Here is a 26937-nt window from a genome sequence, read left to right as displayed (position 1 = left end):
CCGGAGCGCGGGGCCCGCCCGAGGCGAGCGCCCCGCTACCATCCGCCCATGCCTTTTCACCCCCGGATCCTGATCGCCGAAGACGAGTCCGGCATCGCCGACACCCTGCAATACGTGCTGCGCACCGACGGCTTCGTGCCGGTCTGGTGCGCCACCGCGGAGCAGGCCATCGCGCAGTTCGCGGCCGAGCCGCCCGCGCTCGCGATCCTCGACGTCGGCCTGCCCGACATGAACGGCTTCGAGCTCTTCAAGCGGCTGCAGGCGCTGCCCGGCGGCGCGCAGGTGCCGATGATGTTCCTGACCGCGCGCAGCGACGAGATCGACCGCGTGGTCGGCCTCGAGCTGGGCGCCGACGACTACATCGCCAAGCCCTTTTCGCCGCGCGAGCTGGTGGCGCGGGTGCGGACCATCCTGCGCCGCAGCGGACGCGGCGCGCAGAGCGCGACAGCCCCCGCAGCGGCGCCCGCAGCCCCGACTCCGGCCCCGGAGGCGCCGGCCACGCCGTTTGCGCTCGACAGCGAACGCATGCAGATCCGCTACTACGGCCGCCTGCTGGAACTCTCGCGCTACGAGTACGGCCTGCTGCGGCTGCTGGTGCAGCGCCCCGGCCGCGTCTACACGCGCGACGACCTCCTGCGACTGGTCTGGGACGAAGCCAGCGACAGCTTCGACCGCACGGTGGATGCGCACGTGAAGACCCTGCGCGCCAAGCTCAAGGCGATCGCGCCCGCGGTCGATCCGATCCGCACGCTGCGCGGGACGGGCTACGCGTTGAACGAAGACCTGCCGCCCACCCCATGAGTACCAGGCCGGCGCCGGGCCGCCCCAAGGCGGCCTGCGGCCCCCTCGGGGGGCAGCGACCCACACGAAGTGGGCAAGCGTGGGGGCCATTCAGGCCGGCGCCGGGCCGCCCCAAGGCGGCCTGCAGCCCCCTCGGGGGGCAGCGACCCACACGAAGTGGGCAAGCGTGGGGGCCATTCAGGCCGGCGCCGGGCCGCCCCAAGGCGGCCTGCGGCCCCCTCGGGGGGCAGCGACCCACACGAAGTGGGGAAGCGTGGGGGCCATGAAATGACGAGCCGGACGCGCATCTTTCTCGGGATTCTGCTGATCTACACGGCGGGCATCGCCTTCCTGCTCTACCGCGTGGTGATCGACATCGACCCGCGCTACCGCGAGTCGGCCGAGGAGTCGCTGGTCGAAGCCTCGCAGCTGATGGCCAGCCTGGTCGAGCAGGACGTGATCGCCGGCGCGATCAACACCACGCGGCTCGAGCCGCTGTTCCGCTCGGTCTATGCGCGCCAGTTCTCGGCCCAGATCTACAACCTGCACAAGCGCCACGTCGAACTGCGCATGTATGTCACCGACCGCAACGGCCGCGTGCTGTTCGATTCGCTGGGCCGCAACCTGGGCGCCGACTTCTCGCAGTGGAGCGACGTCAAGCGCTCGCTGGCCGGCACCTACGGCGCCCGCACCACGCGCGACATCGCGGGCGATCCGCTGAGCTCGGTGATGTACGTGGGCGCGCCGGTGCGCTGGGGCAACGAGATCGTCGGCGTGGTCAGCGTCGGCAAGCCGGTGCAGAGCTTCGGCCAGTTCGTCGAGGACGCCCGGGCCCGCACGCTGGGCGTCGGCGTCGGCTCGGCGCTGGCGCTGCTGGTGGGCGCGGTGATCGTCTCGATCTGGCTGGTGCGGCCCTTCGGGCTGATCTCGGACTACGTGGGCTGGTTGCGCGCGCAGCGCAGCCCGAGCCTCGGGCGCATGCTGCGCCGGGCGGTCGACACGCTGCGCAGCGGCCTCGGCGAGCTGCGCGACGCCTTCACCGGCCGCAACTACGTCGCCGACTACGTCCAGACCTTCACGCACGAGATCAAGAGCCCGCTGTCGGCGATCCGCGGCGCCGCCGAGCTGATCCAGGAGCCGTCGATGCCGCAGGCCGAGCGCGAACGCTTCCTCGGCAACATCGCGCACGAGACCCAGCGCATCCAGGAGATCGTCGACCGCATGATGGAGCTCACCGCGCTCGAGACGCGGCGCGCGCTCGACCGCAGCGAACCGGTGGCGCTGGCCCCGCTGCTGCAGGACGTGGCCGCCGGCGCCCAGGCCGCGGCGGCCAGGCGCGAGGTCCGGGTGCAGGTGGCGATCCACGCCGAGGCCAGCGTCGAGGGCGACCCCTTCCTGCTGCGCCGAGCGATCAGCAACCTGCTCGACAACGCGATCGACTTCTCGCCCGCGGGCGCCGAAGTCCTGCTGGCACTGGAGGCCAGCTCGCGCCGCGCCGTCGTGAGCGTGCGCGACCGCGGCCAGGGCATCCCGGACTACGCCAAGGACAAGGTGTTCGAGAAGTTCTATTCGCTCGCCCGGCCGCACAGCCAGAAGAAGAGCACCGGCCTGGGCCTGGCCTTCGTGAAGGAGATCGCGGCGCTGCACCGCGGCCGGGTCGAGCTCGCCAACGCACCGCGCGGCGGCGCGCTGGCCACGCTCACGCTGCCGCTGCTGTCACATCACTGACCGGTGAGCTCTGCGTAGGCCTTGCGGGTCTCGGGGCTGACCGCATCGAGCACCTGCTCATAGGAGGTCTTGTGGCGCGCCAGCAGGCGCGCAGAAGCCACGGCCTTCGACTTGCAGTACCAGTGGCAGCTGTGCTGCATCAGGAACAGCTCGGCCGACATCATGAAGGCCTTGGCCTTCGATGGCCGGTGCCGCTCGTTGCGCATGACCGCGGCGATGCCGCGCGCATGGATCGCGAAGGCCTGGCGCAGATCGAAGGTCGCGGCCGGGAACAACTGCTGCGCGAAAGGCAGCGCGAGCGGCAGCTTGCTCACGCGCGCCTCCTTCTCGCCGACCCGGGCGAACTCGGCCGCGAAACTGTCGAACTGGGCCGACAGCTTTTCCTCGGTGGTGTCGAGCAGGCGCCAGATCTGCTCGCGGCGTTCGGGATCGTCCTCGCCCAGGCAGCGCAGGTAGCCCTCGGTGAGGTTCTCCATCAGCTTCTCGATCTGGTAGTGGCCCAGGTGGCTGCCCAGCAGCGCGATGCGCTGTCGCTGGTGCTGGGATTTGACGAGGTAGGCGCCGATGACGATGAGCGTCACCAGGGTGAGAGTTTCCATGGGGGGCGGCAAGAGAGGGCGTTGTGGCAGCCGCAAGTGTAGGAGCGACCCCGCCTCTGCGCGGCCGGCGCAGCCCGGCCCCTTCGTGAAACACCGCGGAACCGGCTTCGCCGGGCCGCTGGTGTTGCCCCCGGTAGGGGGTGGGCGCCCCGACACGAAGTGCGGGGCAACCTGGGGGCGAGCAACAGTGCCACCGCGGAACCGGCTTCGCCGGGCCGCTGGTGTTGCCCCCGGCGAGGGGGTGGGCGGCTACACGAAGTGAGCCAACCTGGGGGAGAGCCAACTACCGGAAGAAATCGAGGATGCGACTGCGCTCTTCGGGTGGCGCCGGCGGGCTCACGGGCACGCCGGCCAGGTCCTCGGCCGGCAGCGGCGCCAGCGCGGCGTCGAGGCCCAGGCTGGCCACGCCGCGGCCCGGCGCGTAGTCGTCGTAGTACCACTCGCCGTCGACCTGCACCACGCCGTCGGATGGCTTCAGCGCCGCCACCGGCACGCCCTTGAGCGCCGACTGCATGTAGCCGGTCCAGATCGGCAGGCTCAGGCTGCCGCCGGTCTCGCCGCGCACGCCGAGCTGGCGCGGCGTGTCGTAGCCGACCCAGGCGATGCCCACGCGCGTCGGCTGGAAGCCCGCGAACCAGGTGTCGAAGGAGTCGTTGGTGGTGCCGGTCTTGCCGTACAGGTCATCGCGCCGGAGCGCCTGGTAGGCCCTCGAGGCGGTGCCGCCCTTCACCACGCTCTGCAGCAGCGAATCCATCAGGAAGGCATTGCGTTCAGGGATCGCGCGCCGGGCCTCGTCCAGCACCGGCGGCTCGGTCTCCATCAGGACCTTGCCCCGGGCGTCGGCGACCCGCGTCACGAGGTAGGGATTGACGCGATAGCCGCCGTTGGCGAACACCGCGTAGCCGGCCGCCATCTGCATCGGCGTCACCGAGCCGGCGCCCAGCGCCATCGGCAGGTTGGCCGGCTGCTTCTCGCGCTCGAAGCCGAAGCGCGTGACCCAGTCCTGCGCATAGTCGGCGCCGATCGACTGCATGACCCGCAGCGTGACCAGGTTCTTCGACTGTTGGAGCGCGCGCCGCAGCGTGATCGGCCCGTCGTGGCCGCCGTCGTAGTTCTTCGGCTCCCACGCCGTGCCGTTGGCGCCCGCCTCGAAGGTCAGCGGGGCGTCGTTGACCACGGTGGCCGGCGTGAAGCCCTTCTCGAGCGCGGCCGAATAGATGAAGGGCTTGAAGCTCGAGCCGGGCTGGCGCCAGGCCTGCGTCGCGTGGTTGAACTTGTTCTTGCCGAAGTCGAAGCCGCCGACCAGCGCCTGGATGGCGCCGCTGCGCGGGTCGATGGCGACGAACGCGCCTTCGACCTCGGGCAGCTGCGTGATCTCCCAGCTGTTCTTCGGCGTGCGCGCGACCCGGATCACGGCACCGGGGCGGATGCGGATGTTGCGCGCCGCCTTCTCGGACAGGCCCGACTGCGCCGGTTTCAGGCCCTCGCCGCTGATCTGCAGCGTCTCGCCATTGGCGCGCACCGCCGTGACCTCCTTGGCGCTGGCCTGCAGCACCACGGCGGCGATCAGGTCGCCGTTGTCCGGATGCTCGGCCAGCGCGTCATCGACCGCGTCGTCGAGCGCCTTCGGATCGGCCGGCAGATCGATGACCGCCTCGGGCCCGCGATAGGCCTGGCGCCGCTCGTAGTCCATGATGCCGCGGCGCAGCGACCGATAGGCCGCCTGCTGCTCGGCCGCGATCAGCGAGGTCGTGACCTTGAGCCCGCTGGTGTAGATGCTGTCGCCGTACTGCGCATGCATCATCTGGCGCACGGTCTCGGCCACGTACTCGGCATGCAGCCGCGACGGATCGGCGGCGTCGCGCAACTGCAGCGGCTCACGGCGCGCGGCGTCGGCCTGCGCGGCGGTGATGAAGCCGGTCTCCTGCATTCGATCGATCACGTAGAGCTGGCGGGCGCGGGCGCGGCGCGGGTTGGCCACCGGGTTGTTGGTGCCCGGCGCCTTCGGCAGGCCGGCCAGCATCGCGGCCTCGGCGATCGTGATGTCCTGCAGCGGCTTGCCGAAATAGGTCTCGGCGGCGGTCGCGAAACCGTAGGCCCGGTTGCCCAGGTAGATCTGGTTCAGGTAGATCTCGAGGATCTGGTCCTTGGTGAGCTCGCGCTCCATGCGCAGCGCCAGCAGGATCTCCCAGGTCTTGCGCCGCACGGTGCGCTCCGAGCTCAGGTAGACGTTGCGCGCCACCTGCATCGTGATCGTCGAGGCGCCCTGCTTGCGCCCGCCCTGCAGGCTGGCCAGCGCGGCGCGCGCGAAGCCCTTGTAGTCGACGCCCCCGTGCTCGTAGAAGCGCGCGTCCTCCACCGCCAGCACCGCGTCCTTCATGACCTGGGGAATCTGCGCGAAGGGCGTCAGGTTGCGGCGCTCCTCGCCGAACTCGCCGATCAGCGTGCCCTCGGCCGAATAGACCCGCAGCGGCTGCTTGGGCTGGTAGTCCGACAGCTGCGCGACGTCGGGGAGCCGCGGGTAGATGGTGGCCACCGCGATGCCTCCGGCGATCGCCAGGACGACGACGGTGCCGGCCGACAGCGCGGCGATCCAGGCTGCCGGGCGGCGCCAGGTCGGCGCTCGGGAGGGAGTTGCGGAGGAAGGGGTCATGGCAGGGAGGGAGCAGGAACAGGCCCCGATGGTTCCCCATGGGCGCGATGTCCGTGTGAAGTGCCGACGCGCGGGACTTCACACGGACTTCACACAAACCTGCCCCGGGCGCGCCGACTTCAAGAAACCTTCGAACCCCCTTCTCACTCGCTCCCGACAGTGGGCACCGTGCAAGTTCGCACAAGAAGAAGGAGAAGGAACAACACCATGGACGCCCCTGCCACCCCCATCCGTCCCGGCCGCTGGCTCTGGCTCGTCACCGTGACGCTGGCCGCCGCGAGCTTTCTCGCACTGAGCGCACGCCCGCTGCATGCGCAGGAAGCGCCGGGCCCGCGGGCGAAGACCGAGAGCCCGTACTTCTTCGTCAAGAGCGACGATCCCGAGCTCGACCGCCTGCCGCTCAAGGGCACCGAGGTCGACGTGAAGATCTCGGGCGTGATCGCCGACGTCACCGTCACGCAGACCTACCGCAACGAGGGCCAGCGGGCGATCGAGGCGCGCTATGTGTTCCCGGGCTCGACCCGCGCCGCGGTCGGTGCCCTCCACGTGCGGATCGGCGACCGCCTCATCACGGCGCAGATCCGCGAGAAGGCGCAGGCCCGCATCGACTACGACGCCGCGAAGAAGGAAGGCAAGACCGCCGCGCTGCTGGAGCAGCACCTGCCCAACGTGTTCCAGATGAACGTCGCCAACATCCTGCCGGGCGACGAGGTCAAGGTGGCGCTGCGCTACACCGAGCTGCTGGTGCCTCAGGGCGGCAACTACCAGTTCGTCTATCCGACCGTGGTCGGGCCGCGCTACAACAGCCCGCAGTCGGAGAACGCGCAGGCCCGCTGGGTGGCGCAGCCGACGCTGCGCGCGGCGGTCGCATCGGGCACCGCCTTCAAGCTCAAGGTCGCGCTCGACGTGCCGATGGCGCTGCAGGAAGTGCGCTCGGCAAGCCATGCGATCGAGGTCGCCCGGCGCGATGGCGATGCCCATGCCGACGTCACGCTGGCCGGCAGCGCCGGGCCGGCCGACAACCGCGACTTCGTGCTCGCCTGGCGGCTCGCGGGCGAGCGGATCCAGTCCGGGCTGATGCTCTACCAGGGCCACGGCGACGGCGCCGAGAACTTCTTCCTCGCGATGGTCGAGCCGCCGAAGTCGGTGGCCGCGAACGCCGTTTCGCCGCGCGACTACATCTTCGTGGTCGACATCTCGGGCTCGATGCACGGCTTCCCGCTCGACACCGCCAAGGTCATGCTCGAGCGCCTGATCGGCGGACTGCGGCCCAGCGACACCTTCAACGTGCTGCTGTTCTCGGGCAGCAACAGGATGCTGTCGCCGCACTCGGTGCCGGCCACCCGCGCCAACATCACGCAGGCGCTGGCCACGATCCAGAACTACGGCGGCGGCGGCAGCACCGAGCTGATCCCGGCCTTGAAGCGCGCCTATGCCGAACCGAAGGCCGAGGGCGTCTCGCGCACCCTGGTGGTGGTCACCGACGGCTACGTCACGGTGGAGCGCGAGGCCTTCGAGCTGGTTCGCAGGAACCTCTCCAAGGCCAACCTGTTCGCCTTCGGCATCGGCTCCTCGGTCAACCGCCACCTGATGGAAGGCCTGGCGCGCGCCGGCATGGGCGAGCCCTTCGTGATCACCGATCCGGTCCAGGCGCCCGAGCAGGCCGCGCGCTTCCGCCGCATGGTCGAGTCGCCGGTGCTGACCCAGGTGAAGGCGCGCTTCGAGGGTCTCGATGTCTACGAGGTGGAGCCGATGACGCTCCCCGACGTGCTCGGCGAGCGCCCGGTGATCCTGTTCGGCAAGTGGCGCGGCGAGGCCAAGGGCCGGCTCGTGATCGAAGGCCGCAGCGCCGAGGGTCCGTACCAGCAGGTGCTGAAGGTGGACCCGCAGGCGCGCCGGGACGCGGCCGCGCTGCGCAGCCTGTGGGCACGGCATCGCATCGCGAGCCTCTCCGACCAGGAAGCGCTGGAGGGCGGCGACGAGCTGCGCCAGCGCATCACCGACCTGGGGCTTCGCTACGGCCTGCTCACGCAATACACCAGCTTCATCGCGATCGACCAGGTGGTGCGCAACGCGGCGCCCCAGAACGGCGCCAGCGTCGACCAGCCACTGCCGCTGCCGCAGGGCGTGAGCGAACTCGCGCTCGGCCAGAGCCTGGGCGCCGAGGTGCCGAGCACGCCGGAGCCCGAGACGCTGGGTGCGATCGCGGTGGTGCTCTCGATGCTGGCGATGCTGCGGCGCCGCGCCCGCCGCAACGACCGCCGGCGGCTGACCTCGTGAGACCTTGCGGGACTGTCCTCAACCGATCAGAAGAACCATGACGACGACTCTTGCCTCACTCGCAAGCCGCCACCCGCGCCTCGTCGAGGCCGGGATCCGGCTCGACCGCGCACCGGCCCCGGGCTGGCTCGCGCTGCAGGCCGCCGCGCTGGCGCCGACCTGGCTCTGGATGGGACAGCGGATGCTGGACCGCTCCGACGATCCGCTCGGCCTGCTGGCGCTCGCGGCCCTGGGCGTGCTGGTCGCCGCGCTGCGACGCGAGCTGCGCGCCGCGCCGCGCCTCGGCTGGCTGGCGCTGGCCGCGGGGGCCACGCTGGCCGCCACGCTGGGCCGCACCGGCGTCGGCCCGCTGCCCTCGCTGCCGCCCCTGGCCGCCGCGCTCATCGCCATGCTGGCGCTGGCCTGTGCCTTGCTGGCCTTCCTGCCCCGACAGGTCGCCTCGTGGCCGGTCGCCGGGCTGGCGGTGCTGGCGCTGCCGCTGCTGTCTTCCCTGCAGTTCTATGCCGGCTATCCGCTGCGCGTGATCACCGCCGAGGCCAGCCGTTGGCTGCTGGCACCGGGCTTCGAGGTGGCGCGCGAAGGCAGCAGCCTGTGGATCGAAGGCCAGCTGGTCATCGTCGACGCACCCTGCTCGGGCGTGCAGATGGTCTGGCTCGGCTATTTCACGGCCTGCGTGGTCGCGCTCTGGGCCCGGCGCGACGACCGGCGCTTCCTGGCACGGCTGCCGGCCGTCGGCCTGCTGGTGCTGGCCGGCAACATCGTGCGCAACAGCGTGCTGGTGGCGCTCGAAGCCACCGGCCATGCGCCCGCGGCCTGGCTGCACGATGCCTTCGGCCTGGTGCTGCTGGCCGGCGTCTGCGGCGGCATTGCATGGGTGATGACCACTTCCCGAGGAGACCGCCATGGCCGTCCCGCTGCTTGAGCGCTGCTTCGCCAACCGCTTCGTGCACCGCATCCTGCACAAGGCGGTGTTCGCGCTCGCGATGCTGCTCTGCCTGGCCTGGTCGGGCAGCTCGGCGCTGCATCGATCGACGCCGGGCGCTGCCGCCAGCGTCTTCCATGAATGGCCCAGCGAGTGGGACGGTGCGCCGCTGCGGCCGCTGGCGATGAGCGCCGTCGAACGCCGCTTCGCCGAACGCTTTCCAGGCGCCATCGCGCGCCTGACCGACGGCGAGCAGGTGCTGGTGCTGCGCCAGGTGAATGCCCCGACCCGCATGCTGCATCCGGCTGCCGACTGCTACCGCGCCCTGGGCTACGGCATCGCCCAGGCCCGTCTGGAGCGCGACCTGCACGAACGACTGTGGCGTTGTTTCGTCGCCGAACGCGGTGCCAGGCAAAAAATCCGGGTCTGCGAGCGCATCGTCGACGCCGCGGGCGATGCTTTCACCGACACTTCAGCCTGGTACTGGGCGGCGGCCAGCGGCCGCTCGAGCGGCCCGTGGCAAGCTGTGACCCTGGCGAGACCGATCGAATGATGCATGGAAACACCCCCGAAGCGCCTGCGGCGCCCCGAGTCGCTGCCAGAGGCAGCGGCTCTTCGGGTCCGTCCAAGCCTGCGCAGGCAGACTTGGAGCCGCGGACCTCAGCCCCTCGAGGGGGCGATACCAGCGGCCCGGCAAAGCCGGTTCCGCGGTATCCCTGGTGTCGGATTGCGCCGGTTTCAGGTGTCGCGGGTCACGCGATGGCGTGATGGAACATTGACAGAGTGAGAGTGATTTGCTGAAAAAAGCGCTGGTTTACCTGCTTTTCGCGACCCTGGCCCTGGTGCTGACTGCGGCGGTCGCGGTGTTCCTGATCCTCAGGCTGGCGCTGGCGCCCGGGCCCGACGAGTGGCCGGCACGCATCCAGGCCGGCCCGGTGGCGATCGATGTCGGCGTACCGACCGCGATCCGCCTGGCCACCTCGACCTGGTTCGCGCCCTGGCTGGCCGGCCGAACGCTGGACACCGCCCACGGCCCGGTCCGGTTCGGTTGGAACGCGGCGACCGAAACCCTGGAACTCCGCTGCGCGCCCTGCAGTGCCACGGTGCCGGCGCTGGGCAGCCAGCCGATCCGGCTCGACAGCCTGCGGGGCACGGTGCGCCGCGACGCCGGCACGCTCGGCGGCGTGCTCGAGGCCGCGCCGCCCGGACCGCTGGCGACGACGGCAGGCGCCAGCGACGACGGCATCCTGCATGCCCGCTGGAACGGCCGGCTGTCGCAGAAGGCCCTGACGATCGACATCCATGTGCCCGAAACGCCCATCGTGCGCTGGTACGCGGCGCTGGTGCCCGGCCTGGCGGAGCTGCAACGCGCCCGCATCGGCGGCACCCTGGCACTGAACGCCCAGGTGGTGCTGCCCGCCGGCACCTTCACGCTGCAGCCGCGCATCGCCGACTTCACGGTCGAAGGCCTGGGCACCGAGGCGATCGCCAACGCGCGCAGCAGCAGCTGCGGCGCACCGAGCCGGCTCGGCAACGAGAGCTGGCTGGCGCGCGCCGTGATCGCGGCCGAAGACCAGCGCTTCTTCACCCATCCGGGCTACGACATCGTCGAACTGACGGCCTCGCTCGAAATCAACCAGAAGGCCGCCAAGGCCGAGCGCGGCGGCAGCACCGTGACCCAGCAGCTCGCCAAGATGCTGGTGACGGGCGGCGAGCAAAGCGCCGACCGCAAGCTGCGCGAGCTGCTCTACGCGGTCGAGATGGAACAGACGCTGGGCAAGGCGCGCATCCTGCAGCTCTACCTCGACAACGCGCCCTGGGGCGCCCAGATCTGCGGCGCCGAAAAGGCGGCGCGCACCTATTTCAAGCGCTCCGCGCGCAATCTCGAGCCGGCGCAGGCGGTCTGGCTGGCCGCCATGCTGAACAACCCGGCCGCCGCGGTACGCAAGTGGCAGGCGGATGGAAACATCAACGTCGACCGCGCCAAGTGGGTGGCCGAAGGCGTGCGCGGCATCAGCAAGCCGCAGCGCGACGCCCTGCTGCGCAGCGTGGTCGCGGCCCGCTTCGCACCACCACCCTGACACGGCCCGCGGCACGCACCAACTCGGCGCGGCGACAGGCCGGCGGCACGCCGGTTCGCTGGCACATGTCTTGCGATGGCATCCGCAATGGATGCTGTCTCCGCCCCCCCGCCCGCAGCCGTTGAAATCGTCGCGCTGAGCAAGCGCTACGCCGCCGGCGCCCCGCCCGCGGTCGACCAGATCGACCTGCGCATCGCCAGCGGCAGCTACTGCTGCCTGCTGGGCCCCTCGGGCTGCGGCAAGAGCACCACGCTGCGCATGGTCGCGGGCCACGAGTCGGCCTCCGGCGGCGACATCCTGCTGGACAACCGCAACATCACGAACCTGCCGGCCGCGGCGCGCGGCACCGCGATGATGTTCCAGAGCTTCGCGCTGTTCCCGCACCTGTCGGCGCTCGACAACGTCGCCTTCAGCCTCAAGATGAAGGGCGTCTCGAAGACCGAACGCCACAAGCGCGCGGCCAACCTGCTCCAACGGGTCGCGATGGGGCACCTGGCCGAGCGCAAGCCGGGCGAGCTGTCGGGCGGCCAGCAGCAGCGCGTGGCGCTGGCGCGGGCCCTGATCACCGAACCCCGCGTGCTGCTGCTCGACGAGCCGCTGTCGGCGCTCGACCCCTTCCTGCGGATCCAGATGCGCGCGGAGCTGCGCCGCTGGCAGAAGGAGCTCGGCCTCACCTTCATCCACGTCACGCACTCGCAGGAGGAGGCCATGGCACTGGCCGACACCATGGTGGTGATGAACAACGGCCTGATCGAGCAGGTCGGCTCGCCGCACGAGGTCTACAACCATCCGGCCAGCGAATTCGTGGCCCGCTTCATGGGCGGCCACAACGTGTTCGCGCTCGACGACGGGCTGGTCGCGGTGCGCAACGACCACATGCGGATCGCGCCCGCGGGCGCCGTCGGCGGCGACACCGGCCTGCCCGCGCACGTGACCGATGTCGAGTACCAGGGCACCTACGTGCTGCTGGGCCTGCGCCTCACGGGCGTGCGCCCGGAGTTCAGCAGCGTTTCGGTGCTGCTGACCGAGAAGGACTTCGCCGCCCGCAACCACGGGGTCGGCGAGAGCGTGCGCCTCTCGTGGGCCGAGGCCGACGCGCGGACGCTGGGCCCCGGCGCCACGCGCCCCGAAGCACGTGGTGGCGGCACGCCGCCTGCCGGGCGCGCGCCGATGGCGGCCCTGGCGGCAATGGCGGCGTGACAGCGCCCGCCACGCACGCCCCCGCATTTCGGTTCCTTCACTTTCTTCACCACCGCCTTCCAGGAGACCTCCCATGTCCAAAAAGATCGAAACCCCCTCCACCGGCGTGCAGCGCCGCACGCTCCTGCAGGGCACCGCGGGCATCCTCGCGGCGGGCGTGTTCCCGGCCATCCATGCGCAGGAGAAGATCGTGCTGCGCTACCTCGGCACCGCGGTCAACCAGGACAAGGCGATCGCCGAGAAATTCAAGGCCGACACCGGCATTGAGATCCAGTACGTGGCCGTCACCACCGACGACGTCACCAAGCGCGCCGTGACCGCGCCGAACAGCTTCGACCTGATCGACACCGAATACTTCTCGCTGAAGAAGATCGTGCCCACCGGCAACCTCAAGGGCATCGACACGCGGCGCGTGAAGAACGCCGACAAGATCACCTCGCTGTTCACCAAGGGCGAGGTCGCGGGGAAAAAGGTCGGCGACCAGGGCACGGCGCCGATCAAGGTGATCTTCCTCGAGGGCGAGAAGAGCAAGGCCTTCTCGAAGACGCCGACGCAGTTCATGTCGCTGATCCCGACCACCTACAACGCCGACACGCTGGGCATCCGGCCCGACCTGATCAAGCGCCCGATCGGCTCCTGGGCCGAACTGCTGAACCCCGAGTTCAAGGGCAAGGCGGCGATCCTCAACATCCCCTCGATCGGCATCATGGACGCGGCGATGGTGGTGGAGGCCAAGGGCATCCACAAGTACGCCGACAAGGGCAACATGACCAAGGCCGAGATCGACCTGACGATCAAGACCCTGATCGAAGCGAAGAAGGCGGGCCAGTTCCGCGCGCTGTGGAAGGACTTCAACGAGTCGGTCAACCTGATGTCCTCGGGCGAGGTGGTGATCCAGTCGATGTGGTCGCCGGCCGTGACCGCGGTGCGCAGCAAGGGCATCGCCTGCACCTTCCAGCCGCTCAAGGAAGGCTATCGCGCCTGGGCTTCGGGCTTCGGCCTGCCGGCCACGCTGTCGGGCAAGAAACTCGACGGCGCGTACGAATTCATCAACTGGTTCCTCGACGGCTGGGCCGGTGCCTACCTGAACCGCCAGGGCTACTACAGCGCCGTGCTGGAAACCGCCAAGGCCAAGATGGAGCCCTACGAGTGGGCCTACTGGATGGAAGGCAAGCCCGCCACGCAGGACATCAAGAGCCCGCAGGGCGACGTCATCGCCAAGGCCGGCGCGCTGCGCGACGGCGGCAGCTACGAGGAGCGCATGGGCGGCATCGCGTGCTGGAACGCGGTGATGGACGAGAACGAGTACATGGTAAAGAAATGGAACGAGTTCGTGGCGGCATGAGCTCGCCCCCCAGGTTGGCTCACTGCGCGTAGCCGCCCACCCCCTGCCGGGGGCGACACCAGCGGCCCGGCAAAGCCGGTTCCGCGGTGTCCCACCAACGGGCTTCGCGTTGCTCGCCTGAGGAAACACTCCACCTTCCACTTCATTCATGAGTGCACCTGCCGCCATTGGCCGCGCCACATCGCCGCCCACCAAACCCATCAAGGCCTGGTGGCAGGCGGCGCCGTTCGGGCTCGTGTTCCTGCTGTTCTTCCTGATCCCGCTGGCGCTGATCGCGATGGTCAGCCTGTGGGACTTCAACGAGTACGAGCTGATCCCGGCGGTCTCGCCGCGCAACTACCTGAGCATCTTCGAAGGCTGCTCGCACCTCACCGACAACGGCGACTTCTGCGTCACCTTGTCGACCTACATCAGCACGCTCAAGTTCTGCCTGCTGGTCTGGGGCATCACGCTGCTGATCGGCTTCTCGGTGGCCTACTTCCTGGCCTTCCACGTGCGCTCGCCGGGCATGCAGACGCTGCTGTTCGTGCTGTGCACCGTGCCGTTCTGGACCTCCAACGTCATCCGCATGATCTCGTGGGTGCCGCTGCTGGGGCGCAACGGGCTGGTGAACCAGGGACTCATGGGCATGGGCCTGGTCGACACGCCGGTCGAGTGGCTGCTGTTCTCGGACTTTTCGGTGGTGCTGGCCTTCGTGCACCTCTACACGATGTTCATGATCGTGCCGATCTTCAACTCGATGATGCGCATCGACCGCTCGCTGCTCGAAGCCGCCAGCGACTCGGGCGCTTCGGGCTGGCAGACGCTGTGGAACGTGATCGTGCCGCTGTCGCGCACCGGCATCCTGATCGGCTCGATCTTCGTCATCACGATCGTGATGGGCGACTTCGTCACCATCGGCGTGATGGGCGGCCAGCAGATCGCCTCGGTCGGCAAGATCATCCAGGTCCAGACCTCCTACCTGCAGTTCCCGCTGGCGGCGGCCAACGCGATGATCCTGCTGGCGGTGGTGCTGATGATCATCTGGGGACTCATGCGCCTCGTCGACATCCGCAAAGAACTATGAAACACCCCCAGGTTGGCTCACTTCGTGTAGCCGCCCACCCCCTTGCAGGGGGCGTCGCCTGCGGCCCGGCAAAGCCGGTTCCACGGCAACTCTGGACCAGGGGCGCGCCGGGGGAGCGAAAATGATCGGTGAGCAGCGCAGCCCCGGATACTGGCCCCTGGCGATCATCTTCGCGCTGTTCGTGGTCTTCCTCTACGGCCCGATGATCACGATCTTCGTGCTGAGCTTCCAGGGCCCCGAGGGCGGCCTCACCTTTCCGCTGCGCGGCGTCTCGCTGCACTGGTTCCGCAAGCTCGCCGAAGGCTTGGGCACCGTCGACATCGGCGCCGCCTTCGGGCGCTCGCTGATGCTCGGTGCGGTGGTGATGCTGTGCACCGTGCTGCTGTCGGTCCTGGCCGGCCTGGCCTTCCGCAAGCGGCTCAAGGGCGGCAACGCGTTGTTCTTCGTCACCGTGGCGAGCCTGATCATGCCGTCGATCATCGTGTCGCTGGGCATCGGCCTGCAGTTCCGGCTGCTCGACAGTGGCCTCAAGGGCGCACTCGGCGCCTTGGGTGCCACCGGCACGCTCGAGAACTACGGCACCGCGCTCGGGCTCCTCACCTCGGCGCTCGGCGCCCACCTGACCTGGACGCTGCCCTTCGGTCTCCTGATCATGTTCGCGGTCTTCAACCGCTTCAATCCCGCCTACGAGGAAGCCGCGTGCGACCTCGGCGCGACGCCGTGGCAGAGCTTTCTGCACGTCGTTCTGCCGCTGATCGGGCCATCGGTGGTCGGCATCGGCATGTTCGGTTTCACGCTGAGCTGGGACGAGATCGCGCGCACTTCGCAAGCCATCGGCGATGTCAACACGCTGCCGCTCGAGCTGCAGGCGCTGACCTCCACCGTGACCACGCCATCGATCTACGCGCTCGGCACGGTGACCACCGTCGTGTCCTTCGCCGTGATGGCGCTCGCGCTGGGAACCGCCGCCTTGCTGCGCCCACGCGCGAAGCGCGCACGCTGATGCAGGCCCGCCCATGACCCGTCTGCTGGTGATCAACCCGAACACCTCCGCCGCGGTGAGCGTCCTCCTGCAGCAGCATCTGCAGGCGCAACTCGGCAGCGCGGCGAGCGTCCGTACGGTCACCGCCCGCTTCGGCGCCCCCTACATCGCCAGCGAGGCCACCTACGCGGTGGCGCAGCACGCGGTGCTCGACGCCTGGGCCGCGGCACACGCGCACGGCGAGCGGCCCGATGCCATCCTGATCGGCTGCTTCGGCGACCCGGGGCTGTTCGCATTGCGCGACGGCGCCGGCGTGCCGGTCGGCGGCCTGGCCGAAGCCGCCTTCGCGGCGGCGACACGGCACGGCCGTTTCGCCATCGTGACCGGCGGCGAACGCTGGCGGCCGATGCTCGGGCGGCTGGCATCCTCGCTCGGCTGCTCGGCCTCGCTGGCCGGCATCCACACGGTGGCGCCGACCGGCGCCCAACTCGCCGAGGACCCCGCCGGCGCCCGCGCCCTGCTGGCCGAGGCCTGCCGCGAGGCCGCGCTGCGCTTCCAGGCGCGGGCCGTGATCCTCGGCGGCGCCGCCCTGGCCGGCATCGCCGCCGACATCGCCGGTTCGGTTCCGGTGCCACTGATCGACAGCGTGAGCGCAGGCGGCGCGTGGGCGCTCGAGGCCATCCGGACCGGCACGGCGCCCGCCGCCGCCGCGGGATTCGGCGTGGCCTGGCAGAGCGTGTCCTGGGAACTCGAGGCGCTGGGCTGACCGGCCGGTGTCTGTCTGCTACAGCCCCACCAGCGGCGCGGTCGCCTCAACCGTGCCACCATGCCGCCATGAGCCACCCCTCCCACGCCCACCCCACCCACGCGGTCGAACCGGCGTCGCTCGCCCGGCCGCGAGGCATCGACCAGATCGTCGCCGGCGTCTCGACCAGCGACGGCGATGGCGTCAAGCTCACGCGGGTGCTGCACCAACCCTTGCAGCAGCGGCTCGATCCCTACCTGATGCTCGATGCCTTCGGCAGCGACAACGCCGGGGACTACATCGGCGGCTTCCCGAGCCACCCGCACCGCGGCTTCGAAACCGTGACCTACATGATCTCGGGGCGCATGCGCCACCGCGACAGCGCGGGCCATGAAGGCCTGCTCTCGAACGGCGGCGTGCAATGGATGACCGCCGGCCGCGGACTGGTGCACAGCGAACTGCCCGAGCAGGAAGAAGGCCTCATGGAAGGCTTCCAGCTCTGGCTCAACCTGCCGGCCAGGGACAAGATGCGGGAGCCCTGGTATCGCGACATCCAGAGCCCCGAGATCCCCGAATTCATCACCCCGTCCGGTGCGCACGTGCGTGTCATCGCGGGCCACAGCCACGGCGTCAAGGGTGCGATGCAGCGCGAACATACCGAGCCGCTCTACCTCGACATCGAACTGCCTCCCGGTGCCGAATTCGCCCAGCCGCTGCCGGACGACCACAACGCGCTGGTCTATGTCTTTCGCGAGTCGCTCTACATCGGCAACAGCGAGATCCCGACCAAGCGCATGGCGATCCTCGCCAACGAGCCGGGCTGCGACGGCGCCGTACTGCGTGCGCCGGCGTCCAACCACAGTCCGGCACGCGCCCTGCTGATCGCCGGCAAGCCGCTGCACGAACCGATCGCCCAGTACGGCCCCTTCGTGATGAACACGCGCGAGCAGGTCACCCAGGCGATGCACGACTTCCAGAGCGGCAAGCTGGGCTGAGGCGCGCCGAAACGCACGCGCCCTGGACCGCCGCCGCCGCTGGCAACGCGGCGCAGCGCCTTCATCTATCTTTACCCGCGCTAACCCCGGGCTCACGGTCGCGATACATGCGGTCGCCACACTTGGCTTCACCTGCTGCCCATCGGCGGCGGGCTTCTTCGAAAGGAAGCACTGTCATGATCCCGTCCCGCAAGAAATTCCTCCTGGCCGGCTTGCTGGCCTCCGCCACCTTCGCCTGCTCGGGTGCCTTCGCCCAGGCCCCGGTGACGCCGCCGCCGGCCGCCGAGGCGCAGACCGGCGCACAAGCCCCGGCCAAGCCGACCCACGACCGCGCCGACCACGCCCAGCGCCTGGAGCGCATGCAGGCGCAGCACGCCAAGCGCCTCGCGGCGCTGAAGGAAAAGCTGAAGCTCACGCCGGCCCAGGAAGGCGGCTGGAGCAGCTTCACGGCGGCCCAGCAGCGGCCGGCCCGTCCCATGGGTCAAGCCGATGCCGAACGCGCCGAGTTCGCCAAGCTGACGACACCGCAGCGCCTCGACCGCATGCAGGCGCGCCAGGCCGAGCGCAGCGCGATGTTCGCCAAGCGGGCCGATGCGACGCGCAGCTTCTACGCGACGCTGACGCCGGAGCAGCAGAAGACCTTCGATGCGGAATCGATGCCTCGCTTCGGTGCGCACGAGGGTCACGGCGGCCCTGGCGGGCATCGCCATCATTCCGCCCCGCCGCCCGCCAAGAGCTGATACGGCCCCATGCGGAACCAAGCCCCCGGCGCTCGCGCGCCGGGGGCTTTTACCTAGGGTCGCCGCAGACGTCGACGGCGAAGCGGTCAGGACGCTGCCCGTCCCGCACAAGCCGGCGAAGAAGGTGGTGCGTTCCTACAGCCGCGGCACAGCCTCGGGCTTACAACGAAGGCTGTGAAGCCCACCTCCCATTCGGCCGTCGCGGCGGCCTCTTCGACCTCGCTCAAGGTCATGACCGTGAACACCCACAAGGGCTTCACGGCGCTGAATCGCAAGTTCATCCTGCCGGAACTGCGCGAGGCGGTACGCACGGTGGGCGCCGATGTGGTGTTCCTGCAGGAAGTGCTGGGCACCCACTCGCGCCATTCGCGCAAAATCGACAACTGGCCCGAGGCGCCGCACTACGAGTTCCTGGCCGACACCATGTGGCCGCAGTTCGCCTATGGCCGCAACGCGGTGTACCCCAGGGGGCACCACGGCAACGCCGTGCTGTCGAAGTTTCCGATCGTCCACTACCGCAACCATGACATTTCGATCGCCGGTCCGGAGAAGCGCGGCCTGCTGCATTGCGTGCTGCGGCTGCCGGCACGGCCGATCGACGTCCACGCGATCTGCGCCCACCTCGGGCTGGCCGAAGCGCACCGCACGCAGCAGCTTGAGCTGCTGTGCCATATCGTGCGCGACGAGGTGCCGCCGGATGCGCCGCTGATCGTGGCCGGCGACTTCAACGACTGGCGCGGCCGCGCGCACGAAATCCTCGCGCAGGGCGCATTGCTGCGCGAAGTGTTCGTGCAGGCCAACGGCAGCGCCGCGAGGACCTTTCCCGCGCGCTTTCCGATGCTGCCGCTGGACCGAATCTACGTGCGCAACGCGAGCGCGCATTCGCCGGTCGTGCTGCCGCGCAAGCCCTGGTCTCACCTGTCGGACCATACGCCGCTGGTGGCGGAGATCGCGCTGTGAGCGGCTACGCCGAAGACACCCGGGCCGCCGGCCGACGCTGGACCGAAGGCAACCGCGTCGCACTGCTGGAGAACGGCGAGCAGTTCTTCCCGCGCGTGTTCGAAGCCATCCGCGAGGCCCGGCGCGAGGTCGTCGTCGAGACTTTCATCCTGTTCGAGGACAAGGTCGGCGAGCAACTGCACGCCGCCCTGCGCGCGGCGGCTGCGCGCGGCGTGAAAGTCGACCTGATGATCGACGGCTTCGGCTCGCCCTCGCTGTCGCCCGGCTTCATCCGCGGGCTGACCTCCGCGGGTGTCCAGGTGCGGGTGTTCGATCCGGGCCGGCGCTTCTTCGGCCAGCGGTTCAACGTCCTGCGGCGCATGCACCGCAAGATCGCGGTCATCGACGGCGCGCTCGCCTTCGTCGGAGGGATCAACTATTCGGCCGATCACCTGCTCGACTTCGGCCCCAAGGCCAAGCAGGACTACGCGGTCGAGCTCGCCGGTCCGATCGTCTCGGAGATCCATCGCTTCGTGCTGCAAGCGATCGCGATCGGCGGCAAGGGCCCGGGCTGGTACCGGCGCCGGCTCAAGGCCGCCGTGCACGACAACACCGCGCCGGCGGGAGAGGCCGCAGCGCAGTTCGTGACCCGCGACAACCGCCGCCACACGAACGGCATCGAGCGCCACTACCTCGCCACCATCCGCAGTGCGCGGCATCGCATCGTGATCGCCAATGCCTACTTCTTCCCCGGCTACCGGATGATCAAGGAAATGCGCCGCGCCGCGCGGCGCGGGGTCGATGTCCGGCTGATCCTGCAGGGCGAGCCCGACATGCCGATCGCGAAGGCGGCAGCCCGCCTGCTCTACCACCACCTGCTGCACGCCGGCGTGCGCATCTACGAGTACTGCGAGCGCCCGCTGCACGGCAAGGTGGCGCTGGCGGACGACGATTGGAGCACCGTCGGCTCGAGCAACCTGGACCCGCTGAGCCTGTCGCTGAACCTCGAAGCGAACGTGATCGTTCGCGACCGATCCTTCAACCAGGCGCTGTGGGAGCGGCTCGATACGCTGATGCGGAACAAGTGCAAGCGGGTCCAGGCCTCGGACCTGGGCGAATGGAGCGGCTGGCGGCTGGTGCGCAGCTTCTTCGTCTTCCACCTGCTGCGCTGGTATCCCTCCTGGGTCGGCTGGCTGCCGCGCCATGCGCCGCGGCTGGAGCCGCTCGAGACGCCCGAGCCGAAAGACGCCAGCGCCACCCGGACGGACAGGGCATGATGGCCCGCCGGCCCGCTGCGGGCGACGCCGCGCCACCGTGGCCGAAGGCAGCCGGACCCTGGGCGCGCCTGCGGCGGATCGCCGCCTGGCTCTTCTTCGCGGTCGTGCTCGTACTCATCGTGCGCCAGGCCCGCACGATCGACTGGGGCGAGGTGCTCGACGCGCTGCACGACATCCCGCTACCCGCGCTGCTCGCAGCCGGCGCACTCGCAGGCTGCAGCCACCTGCTCTACAGCACCTTCGACCTCCTCGGCCGACGCATGACCGGCCACCGGCTCGGCACTCGCGTGGTGATGCGCGTCACCTTCATCAGCTACGCCTTCAACCTCAACCTCGGCGCGCTGATCGGCGGCGTCGCTTTCAGGTACCGGCTCTACTCGCGCCTCGGCCTGGACAACGCCACGATCACGCGCTTGCTCGGCTTCAGCATGCTGACCAACTGGATCGGCTACCTGGTGCTCGCCGGCGCGGTGTTCTGCTTCTGGCCGATGACGCTGCCGCCCGAATGGCGACTGGACGGCGAGGGGCTGCGCATCCTGGGCGCCCTGCTGCTGGTCGCGGGCATCGCCTACCTGGGCCTTTGCGCCATCGCGCGCGAGCACACCTGGCGCATCCGCGGCCACGAGCTCGACACGCCGTCGCTGCGCATGGCGCTGCTTCAACTCCTGCTCTCGGCCGCCAACTGGTCGCTGATGGGCGGCGTCGTCTGGCTGCTGCTGCTGCACCAGTTGCCCTACCCGGAAGTGCTCGCGGTGTTCCTGGTCGCCGCGGTGGCGGGTGTCATCACCCACGTGCCGGGCGGACTGGGTGTGCTGGAGGCGGTCTTCCTGGCGCTGCTCGGGCACCGGCTGCCGCAGGGCACGCTGCTGGGCGCCCTGCTCGCGTACCGGGCGATCTACTACCTCGTGCCACTGACTCTCGCCGCGCTGGCCGTCGTGGCCACCGAGTGGCGTGTCAGAAAGCTGCGCCGCGCCGGTGCAGCGACTGACGGTGATCAGAAGCGATAGAGGTAGCGCACCCGCACGAAGGTCTCGCCCGGGTTCGGCGACTTGATGGCGGCATTCGAGAAATGCTGCAGCCGCAGCGACAGCTCGTGCTCGCCCTGGCCGCCGAAGCTGCGCCCGACGCCGAACTGTTCCGTGAACTGGAAGGTGGTGCTGAACTCCCGGTCGACGGTGCGGTAGAGCTGGTCCATCACAGTCCCGCCGATGCCGGCCTCGACGAACCAGGGCGAATCGCCCTGGTCGAAGCGATAGCGCCAGTTGGCGATCACGCCGAGCTGGGTGTAGTTGCGCTTGTCCCCGCCGTGCGGGCGCGGGGCGCGCCACTGGCTCACGAAGAAATCCCAATAGAACGACACGGCGCCGCCCTGGATCTGCGGCCAATGCGTCCACGGCACCACCGCCCCGAGCGTCAGCGAATCGGTGTTGTCATTGCTATGGACACCCTGCCCGAGATCGATGTAGATGCCCGGCGCGCTGTCCTGCGGCGCCGCTGTGGCAGCGAGGGAAAGCGACAGGCATCCTGCACACGGCAGCAGCTTGAGGCAGCGCAGCATGTTGGTCATAGGTCTAGGCTTGCGTTTTAAAAGCGAATGTAACAAGCATCGCAAAGCTTGTGTGCGACATGTCTCGAGATTTCACCCAGCCGAGGGGTAGGACGGGAACCCCTATTCGATGCTGCAGTGCAGCAAAAAGCGGCCTGGAGGTCTATAGTCGGATCAGCCCCACGAATACCGTCCAAAGACCTCCATGACTCCCAGCTTCTCTTCGCCGCGCTTCTTCAACCCGCTCATGCTGTGGGTCGACGTGGCCTTGAAGACCCACGAGATGCTGCTGTCGTCCGGCTCGGTGATCCAGATGCGCACCGAGCGCATGGCGAAGGCCGGGCTCCTGCCGAGCGAGGTCGATCTCGCCGAATTCCAGCTCATGAGCCACGAAAAGCTCGCGGCGGCGAGCGAATCGGGGGCCGCCATGGCCAACCAGCTGCACACCACCCAGTTCGCGCTGGTGAATCGCGCCGTGAAGCACTGGTTGAGCAGCGGCGCGGCCCTGTTTTCCTTGGCCACCAGCACCACCACGGCCCAAGCCGTGGGCCATGCCGAAGCCTTCGGCAGCGCCGCTGCCCGTTCGGCCGAGGCGGTGAGCCAACTGTCCAGCGCGAGCGCGCGCATCGCGCAACGCGGTCTCAAGCCGATCCACGCCAAGGCGACCTCCAATGCGCGCCGGCTCTTCGCCGAGCAGGCCTGAGAGAGCCCCCGACACGCCGACACTTCGGGTCCTCGCGGCCGGCGCCGAACCCTGAAGCGACGCCGGGCCGAGAATAAATCCGGCCGCCCCAAGCTTCGTGCAACGCGAGGCTTGCTAGCCTTCGCACATGCGGATTTCCGAACTCGCCCAACGCGCCGGCGTCACGGTGCATGCGCTTCGCCACTACGAGCGGATGGGCCTGCTGCTGCCGGCACGCACGGCGTCGGGCTACCGCGACTATCCGGAATCGATGCGCCGCGAAGTCGTGTTCATCGCCATGTCGCGGCGCATCGGCTTCTCGCTGCAGGCCATCGGAGAGCTGCTGCCGGCCTATCGCGCCGGCCGCCTGAGCATCGCCACCATGACCGAGGCGCTGCAGGACCGCGCCAACGCGCTGGAGCGCCAGATCACCGAACTGCAGGCGCAGCGCAGCCAGGTTCTCGAACACGCATCCTGGTTGCGCGAGCAGGACCGCCGGCAACGCGCCCGGACCCGGCCCCCCACCCCCTGGCCGAAGACGGCCGCTCGAAAGGACAGGAAATGACCCCCTCCCACCTCCAGCAGCTCGAACGCGCCGTGCTCGCGATGCCGATGGCGCGCACGCTGGGCCTGCGTTTCATCCGACTCGCCCGCGGCGAGGTCGAGCTCGAGATCCCGATCGCCGAAGCCTTCACCTTCCGCCCCGGCCAGCTCCAGGCCACGCCGGTCTTCGCCGTGGCCGATTTCGCCGCGGTCGGTGCTGCCGGCAGCATGCTGCCCGAGGGCTGGATCAACGCGACCGTCGACGCCACGCTGAAGCTGGTGGCGCCCGCCGTCGGCGCGGCCTTGCGCGCCAGGGGCCGCGTGGTCAGCGCCGGCAAGCTGCTCACCGTCTGCGCGGCCGACGTGTTCGCGGTCGATGCCGACGGCAACGAAACGCTCTGCGCCACGCTGCTCGGCAGCGCGCGCAACATCAAGCCGGCAGCAGCCTGAAGGTCAGGCCGGCGCCGGGCCGCCAGCGCGGCGAAGTCCGCGCTTCGCACGGACGGGCGGCCTGCTGCTTCCCCCTTGGGGGGCAGCGAGTACACGAAGTGACGGAGCGTGGGGGCTCAAGCCTGCACCAGCCGCAACAAGGTGATCTCCGACGGGGCGCCGAAGCGTTTGGGCGGGCCCCAGTAACCGGTGCCGCGGCTGGTGTAGACCCACATCTCCTGCAGCTTGTGCAGGCCGGCCGTGAAAGGCTGCTGCAACGGCACGAACAGGTTCCATGGGAAGAACTGGCCGCCGTGCGTGTGACCGGAGAGCTGCAGGTGGTAGCCGGCGCCCGCGGCGTCCGGCGCGCTGCGCGGCTGGTGGGCCAGCAGCACCCGCGTGTGCACCAGCGGCGGCGCGTCGAACAGGGCGCCATAGGGGTCGCTCGCATGCGCCGCATCGAAATGCCCCGCCGTGTAGTCGGTCACGCCCGCCACCAGCAGCGCGCTTTCGTGCACTTCCTCGTCGGTCTGGGCGCCCTTCACGTTGCGCGTCTGCAGCACCACGTGCTCGTTGAGCAGCACGCGCAGGCCGAGCCGGCGCAACTCCTCGATCCAGGCATGCGCGCCGGCGTAGTACTCGTGGTTGCCGGTCACCACGAAGGTGCCGTGCCGTGCCTTGAGTTGCTGCAGCGGTGCGATATGGTCGCGCAGTTCGGCCACCGTGCCGTCGACCAGGTCGCCGGTGATCGCGACCATGTCGGCACCCAGCGCGTTGACCGCATTCACGATGCGCTGGATGTAGCCGCGCTTGATCGTCGGCCCGACGTGAATGTCGCTGAGCTGCGCGATCGTGAAACCGTTCAGCGCCGAAGGCAGGTCGCGGATCGGCACGTCGACCCGCACCACACCCGCCGTGCGCCGCGCGTTCAGCAAGCCGACCAGAGAGGTCGCACTCGCCACCAGCGGCACGGCCGCGGCGCTCCAGACACCCCAACGCGCCCAGTCGACGGTCGCACCCGAAGCGGCCGCGCCGAGCCAACCGAGCAGCAGACCCGCATCGCGCAACAGCGTGAGCAGGATCATCGACGAGAACCAGCCCATGCTGATGAGTCCGATCCACTTCCAGACGTCGCCGAACTGCGGTCTGTCGGAACGCATGCCGACAAAAGGCAGCGGCATGGTCGAGGCCGACACGAACAGCGCCGCCAGCAGCGCAGGCTGCGCGAACGGCAGGCCCGCCAGCGCCGGCCACAGCCGCAGCCCGATGTAGACGTGCAACAGCGTGGTGAGAAGAATGAGGGGGCGAAACGGCATCGGGGCCCAGAAAGACGGGCAGAGCCCGGCCTCTTCATGTGGGAGCGATCGCTCCGCGTTCAAGGCCCCTTGCCGGGGGCGCCAGCCGCAGGTCCGGTTTACCTGACGGAGGCTTGTTGTTCGGCGCGGGGGAGACCCATCGCGGCGGCGAAATCGACGTTCGAGGGCCAGACGAACACGGCCTTCGTGCTCAAGCCGTTGAACACGGTCAGCGGCTGCTGCAGCGTGATCCCGGCCAGCGTGGCCTCGACCTCGTAGGCGCCGGGGTCGAGCCGTGCCAGCATGATCGGTGCGCCGGTGGCCGCCTCCATCACCAGCCGGCCGGAATAGCGCTCGCGAACCACGACCTTCACGTCGCTCGGAAACTGGCCCGGCTTGCCGCGGCTGACCGCGAACTCCAGGGTCGCGGCCCAGCGCGGCGCCACCGTCTCCATGAAGCTCGCCTCGGCGCTGCTCTTGCCGCCGCACATGTATTCGATGCCCTGGGCAATTCGGATCGGCGGATTCGTCAACGCCTGCGCCGAAGTGAATGCACCGAGGATCGCCAGGGCCGCTGCGGGCCGCCAAAACCGGATCGGGGTCATTGCTCTGCTGTCCTTGCTCATGAATGGCGATTGCTCGCCGGCAATTCTCCTTAGCAAGAGTCGGGCTAGGAATAGCGTTTACACGCAGTGGCGCCGCCGAGACGCACAAAGAACGAAAAACGCATGACAACCGACGGTTTTCATTGTTGGCGAACCGGAAATTGAGATGTTCCGCGCGACGCTTCGGGGCCTGCGATCCACGGCCAGACTCGATGACCTCGCAACAAAGCTCCGGAAGCCGCGCCCAAGCCGCTTTCTGTCGCCCTCATGAACGCACCCTGCTCCCCCTGCGCGGATACGTCGGCCCCCGTCGCCGATTCGTCGCGCGCCGCCTGGCTCGCGGTTGGCTCCATCGCCGTCGGCACTTTCGCGATGGTCACGACCGAATTCCTGCCGATCGGCCTGCTCACCGACATCGGCGCCGGCCTGCAGGTCAGCGACGGCACGGCCGGCCTGATGGTCACGATGCCGGGGGTGCTCGCCGCCTTCGCCGGACCGGCGCTGATCGTCGCTTCCGGCCGCCTCGACCGCCGCACCGTCATGGTGGCGCTCACGGCGCTGCTGGTCGCTTCCAACCTGCTGGCCGCCTTCGCGCCCGACTTCACGACCATGCTGGTGGCCCGGCTGATGCTGGGCCTGTGCGTCGGCGGCTTCTGGACCTTCGCGCCGAGCGCCGCCACGCAACTGGTGGCGCCGGGCTCCCAGGCGCGCGCCATGTCGCTGGTGCTCGCCGGCGTTTCGGTGGCCACCGTGCTCGGCGTGCCGGCCGGGGCGCTGGTCGGCACGCTGGCCGGCTGGCGCGCGGCCTTCGGTGTCACGGGCGGGTTGGCGGCGATCGTGCTCGCGGTGCAGATCTGGCTGCTGCCCGCGATGCCGCCGGCCCGCGCCATCCGGCCGCGCGACCTGCTCACGCCGCTGACCCGGCGCATGGCGCAGGTCGGATTGCTGGCCGTGCTGTTCCTGGTCGCCGGGCACTTCGCGGCCTACACCTACCTCAAGCCGTTGTTGCAGCAGGTCTTCGGACTGGGCTCGGGCCCGGTCACGGCCTTGCTGCTGGCCTACGGCGCGGTCGGCTTCGTCGGCACCTTCATCGGCGGCAGCCTGGTCGCGCGCAACGTGCGCTCCGCCGCGCTGCTGGCGGCCGTGCTGCTGGCCACCGCGCTGCTGCTGTCGACGGTGGTGGGCAGCGGCTTCGTGGCCGGCGCTGCGGTGGTCATCACCTGGGGCGTCGCCTTCGGCATGATCCCGGTCGCACTGACCGGCTGGATGATGGAAGCCGTGCCCGATGCACCCGAAGCCGGCCAGGCGCTGCTGGTCAGCGGCTTCCAGGTGGCGATCGCCTCCGGCGCCCTGCTCGGTGGCCTCGCGGTCGACGGCTGGGGCATCTCGACCGCGATGCTGCTGAGCGGCGCGCTGGTGCTGGTGGCTGCGGGGGTCGTGGGCGGACTCGGGCGGACGCCCGGCCGGGTGGCGCTGACCGCCTCGGCCGAACGCCGCAGCTGAAC

25 protein-coding genes are annotated in these 26937 nt (G+C 69.7%); 20 read left to right on the top strand and 5 right to left on the bottom strand.

What is annotated here, in order from left to right; genetic code table 11:
• The first annotated feature begins 48 nt into the window (after positions 1-48).
• The gene (gene creB / locus AC1D2O_RS18660; RefSeq protein WP_478089490.1) at positions 49-801 is read left to right on the top strand and encodes a two-component system response regulator CreB; all 753 of its coding nucleotides are present in this window, start codon (positions 49-51) and stop codon (positions 799-801) included.
• 267 nt (positions 802-1068) lie between these two features.
• The gene (creC, locus tag AC1D2O_RS18655) at positions 1069-2508 is read left to right on the top strand and encodes a two-component system sensor histidine kinase CreC (RefSeq protein ID WP_478089491.1); all 1440 of its coding nucleotides are present in this window, start codon (positions 1069-1071) and stop codon (positions 2506-2508) included.
• Here creC and AC1D2O_RS18650 read toward each other — a convergent pair.
• Entirely contained in the window at positions 2502-3107 is a 606-nt protein-coding gene (locus AC1D2O_RS18650) for a hypothetical protein (protein ID WP_478089492.1), read from the bottom strand. The genes creC and AC1D2O_RS18650 overlap by 7 nt on opposite strands.
• Before the next feature lie 283 nt (positions 3108-3390).
• Positions 3391-5760 (bottom strand): penicillin-binding protein 1A, encoded by a 2370-nt coding sequence (locus AC1D2O_RS18645; RefSeq protein ID WP_478089493.1) that lies wholly within the window; start codon positions 5758-5760, stop codon positions 3391-3393.
• Positions 5761-5967: 207 nt separating this feature from the next.
• Between AC1D2O_RS18645 and AC1D2O_RS18640 the strand changes: the two genes are divergently transcribed.
• From AC1D2O_RS18640 to AC1D2O_RS18575, 14 genes are all read left to right on the top strand, one after another.
• A complete protein-coding gene (locus AC1D2O_RS18640) occupies positions 5968-8040 on the top strand; it encodes a VIT and vWA domain-containing protein (protein WP_478157687.1) in 2073 nt (690 codons plus the stop codon).
• A gap of 37 nt (positions 8041-8077) precedes the next feature.
• Positions 8078-8962 (top strand): exosortase Q, encoded by an 885-nt coding sequence (xrtQ, locus tag AC1D2O_RS18635; protein WP_478157686.1) that lies wholly within the window; start codon positions 8078-8080, stop codon positions 8960-8962.
• On the top strand, positions 8943-9515 hold the full coding sequence (locus AC1D2O_RS18630; protein ID WP_478087351.1) for a hypothetical protein: 573 nt from the start codon (positions 8943-8945) through the stop codon (positions 9513-9515). Before xrtQ ends, AC1D2O_RS18630 begins: the two co-directional genes overlap by 20 nt.
• Before the next feature lie 241 nt (positions 9516-9756).
• Positions 9757-11043 carry a biosynthetic peptidoglycan transglycosylase gene (locus AC1D2O_RS18625; protein WP_478087352.1) on the top strand — a complete coding sequence of 429 codons (1287 nt, stop codon included), beginning with the start codon at positions 9757-9759 and terminating at the stop codon, positions 11041-11043.
• Positions 11044-11130: 87 nt separating this feature from the next.
• The gene (locus AC1D2O_RS18620; protein ID WP_478087354.1) at positions 11131-12243 is read left to right on the top strand and encodes an ABC transporter ATP-binding protein; all 1113 of its coding nucleotides are present in this window, start codon (positions 11131-11133) and stop codon (positions 12241-12243) included.
• 73 nt (positions 12244-12316) lie between these two features.
• The gene (locus AC1D2O_RS18615; RefSeq protein WP_478087355.1) at positions 12317-13588 is read left to right on the top strand and encodes an ABC transporter substrate-binding protein; all 1272 of its coding nucleotides are present in this window, start codon (positions 12317-12319) and stop codon (positions 13586-13588) included.
• Positions 13589-13736: 148 nt separating this feature from the next.
• The gene (locus AC1D2O_RS18610; protein ID WP_478157685.1) at positions 13737-14654 is read left to right on the top strand and encodes an ABC transporter permease; all 918 of its coding nucleotides are present in this window, start codon (positions 13737-13739) and stop codon (positions 14652-14654) included.
• 121 nt (positions 14655-14775) lie between these two features.
• The gene (locus AC1D2O_RS18605; RefSeq protein WP_478087358.1) at positions 14776-15657 is read left to right on the top strand and encodes an ABC transporter permease; all 882 of its coding nucleotides are present in this window, start codon (positions 14776-14778) and stop codon (positions 15655-15657) included.
• 13 nt (positions 15658-15670) lie between these two features.
• Positions 15671-16402: an aspartate/glutamate racemase family protein gene (locus AC1D2O_RS18600; RefSeq protein WP_478087360.1), complete on the top strand. Its 732-nt coding sequence runs from the start codon at positions 15671-15673 to the stop codon at positions 16400-16402.
• 68 nt (positions 16403-16470) lie between these two features.
• Positions 16471-17376, top strand: a complete 906-nt coding sequence (locus AC1D2O_RS18595; RefSeq protein ID WP_478087362.1) for a pirin family protein — start codon at positions 16471-16473, stop codon at positions 17374-17376.
• A gap of 176 nt (positions 17377-17552) precedes the next feature.
• Positions 17553-18116 carry a Spy/CpxP family protein refolding chaperone gene (locus AC1D2O_RS18590; RefSeq protein ID WP_478087364.1) on the top strand — a complete coding sequence of 188 codons (564 nt, stop codon included), beginning with the start codon at positions 17553-17555 and terminating at the stop codon, positions 18114-18116.
• Positions 18117-18347: 231 nt separating this feature from the next.
• Entirely contained in the window at positions 18348-19076 is a 729-nt protein-coding gene (locus tag AC1D2O_RS18585) for an endonuclease/exonuclease/phosphatase family protein (protein WP_478087384.1), read from the top strand.
• Positions 19073-20332 carry a cardiolipin synthase ClsB gene (gene clsB / locus AC1D2O_RS18580; protein WP_478087366.1) on the top strand — a complete coding sequence of 420 codons (1260 nt, stop codon included), beginning with the start codon at positions 19073-19075 and terminating at the stop codon, positions 20330-20332. Before AC1D2O_RS18585 ends, clsB begins: the two co-directional genes overlap by 4 nt.
• The gene (locus AC1D2O_RS18575) at positions 20332-21339 is read left to right on the top strand and encodes a lysylphosphatidylglycerol synthase domain-containing protein (RefSeq protein ID WP_478087386.1); all 1008 of its coding nucleotides are present in this window, start codon (positions 20332-20334) and stop codon (positions 21337-21339) included. Before clsB ends, AC1D2O_RS18575 begins: the two co-directional genes overlap by 1 nt.
• Here AC1D2O_RS18575 and AC1D2O_RS18570 read toward each other — a convergent pair.
• Positions 21327-21899, bottom strand: a complete 573-nt coding sequence (locus AC1D2O_RS18570; protein ID WP_478087368.1) for an acyloxyacyl hydrolase — start codon at positions 21897-21899, stop codon at positions 21327-21329. The genes AC1D2O_RS18575 and AC1D2O_RS18570 overlap by 13 nt on opposite strands.
• Positions 21900-22083: 184 nt before the next feature.
• Here AC1D2O_RS18570 and AC1D2O_RS18565 point away from each other — a divergent pair, with 184 nt between their 5' ends.
• From AC1D2O_RS18565 to AC1D2O_RS18555, 3 genes are all read left to right on the top strand, one after another.
• Positions 22084-22581: a polyhydroxyalkanoate granule-associated phasin gene (locus AC1D2O_RS18565; protein WP_478087370.1), complete on the top strand. Its 498-nt coding sequence runs from the start codon at positions 22084-22086 to the stop codon at positions 22579-22581.
• A 127-nt stretch (positions 22582-22708) separates the two neighbouring features.
• The gene (locus AC1D2O_RS18560) at positions 22709-23125 is read left to right on the top strand and encodes a MerR family transcriptional regulator (RefSeq protein WP_478087372.1); all 417 of its coding nucleotides are present in this window, start codon (positions 22709-22711) and stop codon (positions 23123-23125) included.
• Positions 23122-23553, top strand: a complete 432-nt coding sequence (locus AC1D2O_RS18555; RefSeq protein WP_478087374.1) for a PaaI family thioesterase — start codon at positions 23122-23124, stop codon at positions 23551-23553. The genes AC1D2O_RS18560 and AC1D2O_RS18555 overlap by 4 nt, the downstream gene beginning before the upstream one ends.
• A 116-nt stretch (positions 23554-23669) precedes the next feature.
• Here AC1D2O_RS18555 and AC1D2O_RS18550 read toward each other — a convergent pair whose 3' ends face one another.
• Complete coding sequence (locus AC1D2O_RS18550) at positions 23670-24848, bottom strand: metallophosphoesterase (RefSeq protein ID WP_478157684.1); 1179 nt, start codon at positions 24846-24848, stop codon at positions 23670-23672.
• Between the two features lie 98 nt (positions 24849-24946).
• Positions 24947-25432 (bottom strand): hypothetical protein, encoded by a 486-nt coding sequence (locus AC1D2O_RS18545; protein WP_478087376.1) that lies wholly within the window; start codon positions 25430-25432, stop codon positions 24947-24949.
• 267 nt (positions 25433-25699) lie between these two features.
• On the opposite strand from AC1D2O_RS18545, the gene AC1D2O_RS18540 reads away from it, so the two are divergent.
• Complete coding sequence (locus AC1D2O_RS18540) at positions 25700-26935, top strand: MFS transporter (RefSeq protein ID WP_478087378.1); 1236 nt, start codon at positions 25700-25702, stop codon at positions 26933-26935.
• The last annotated feature ends 2 nt before the right edge of the window (positions 26936-26937 follow it).

Source organism: Variovorax sp. P1_G12 (genome assembly GCF_056405555.1).
The sequence above is the reverse complement of the archived record's forward strand: the minus strand, read 5'-3'. Positions and strand labels throughout refer to the sequence as shown.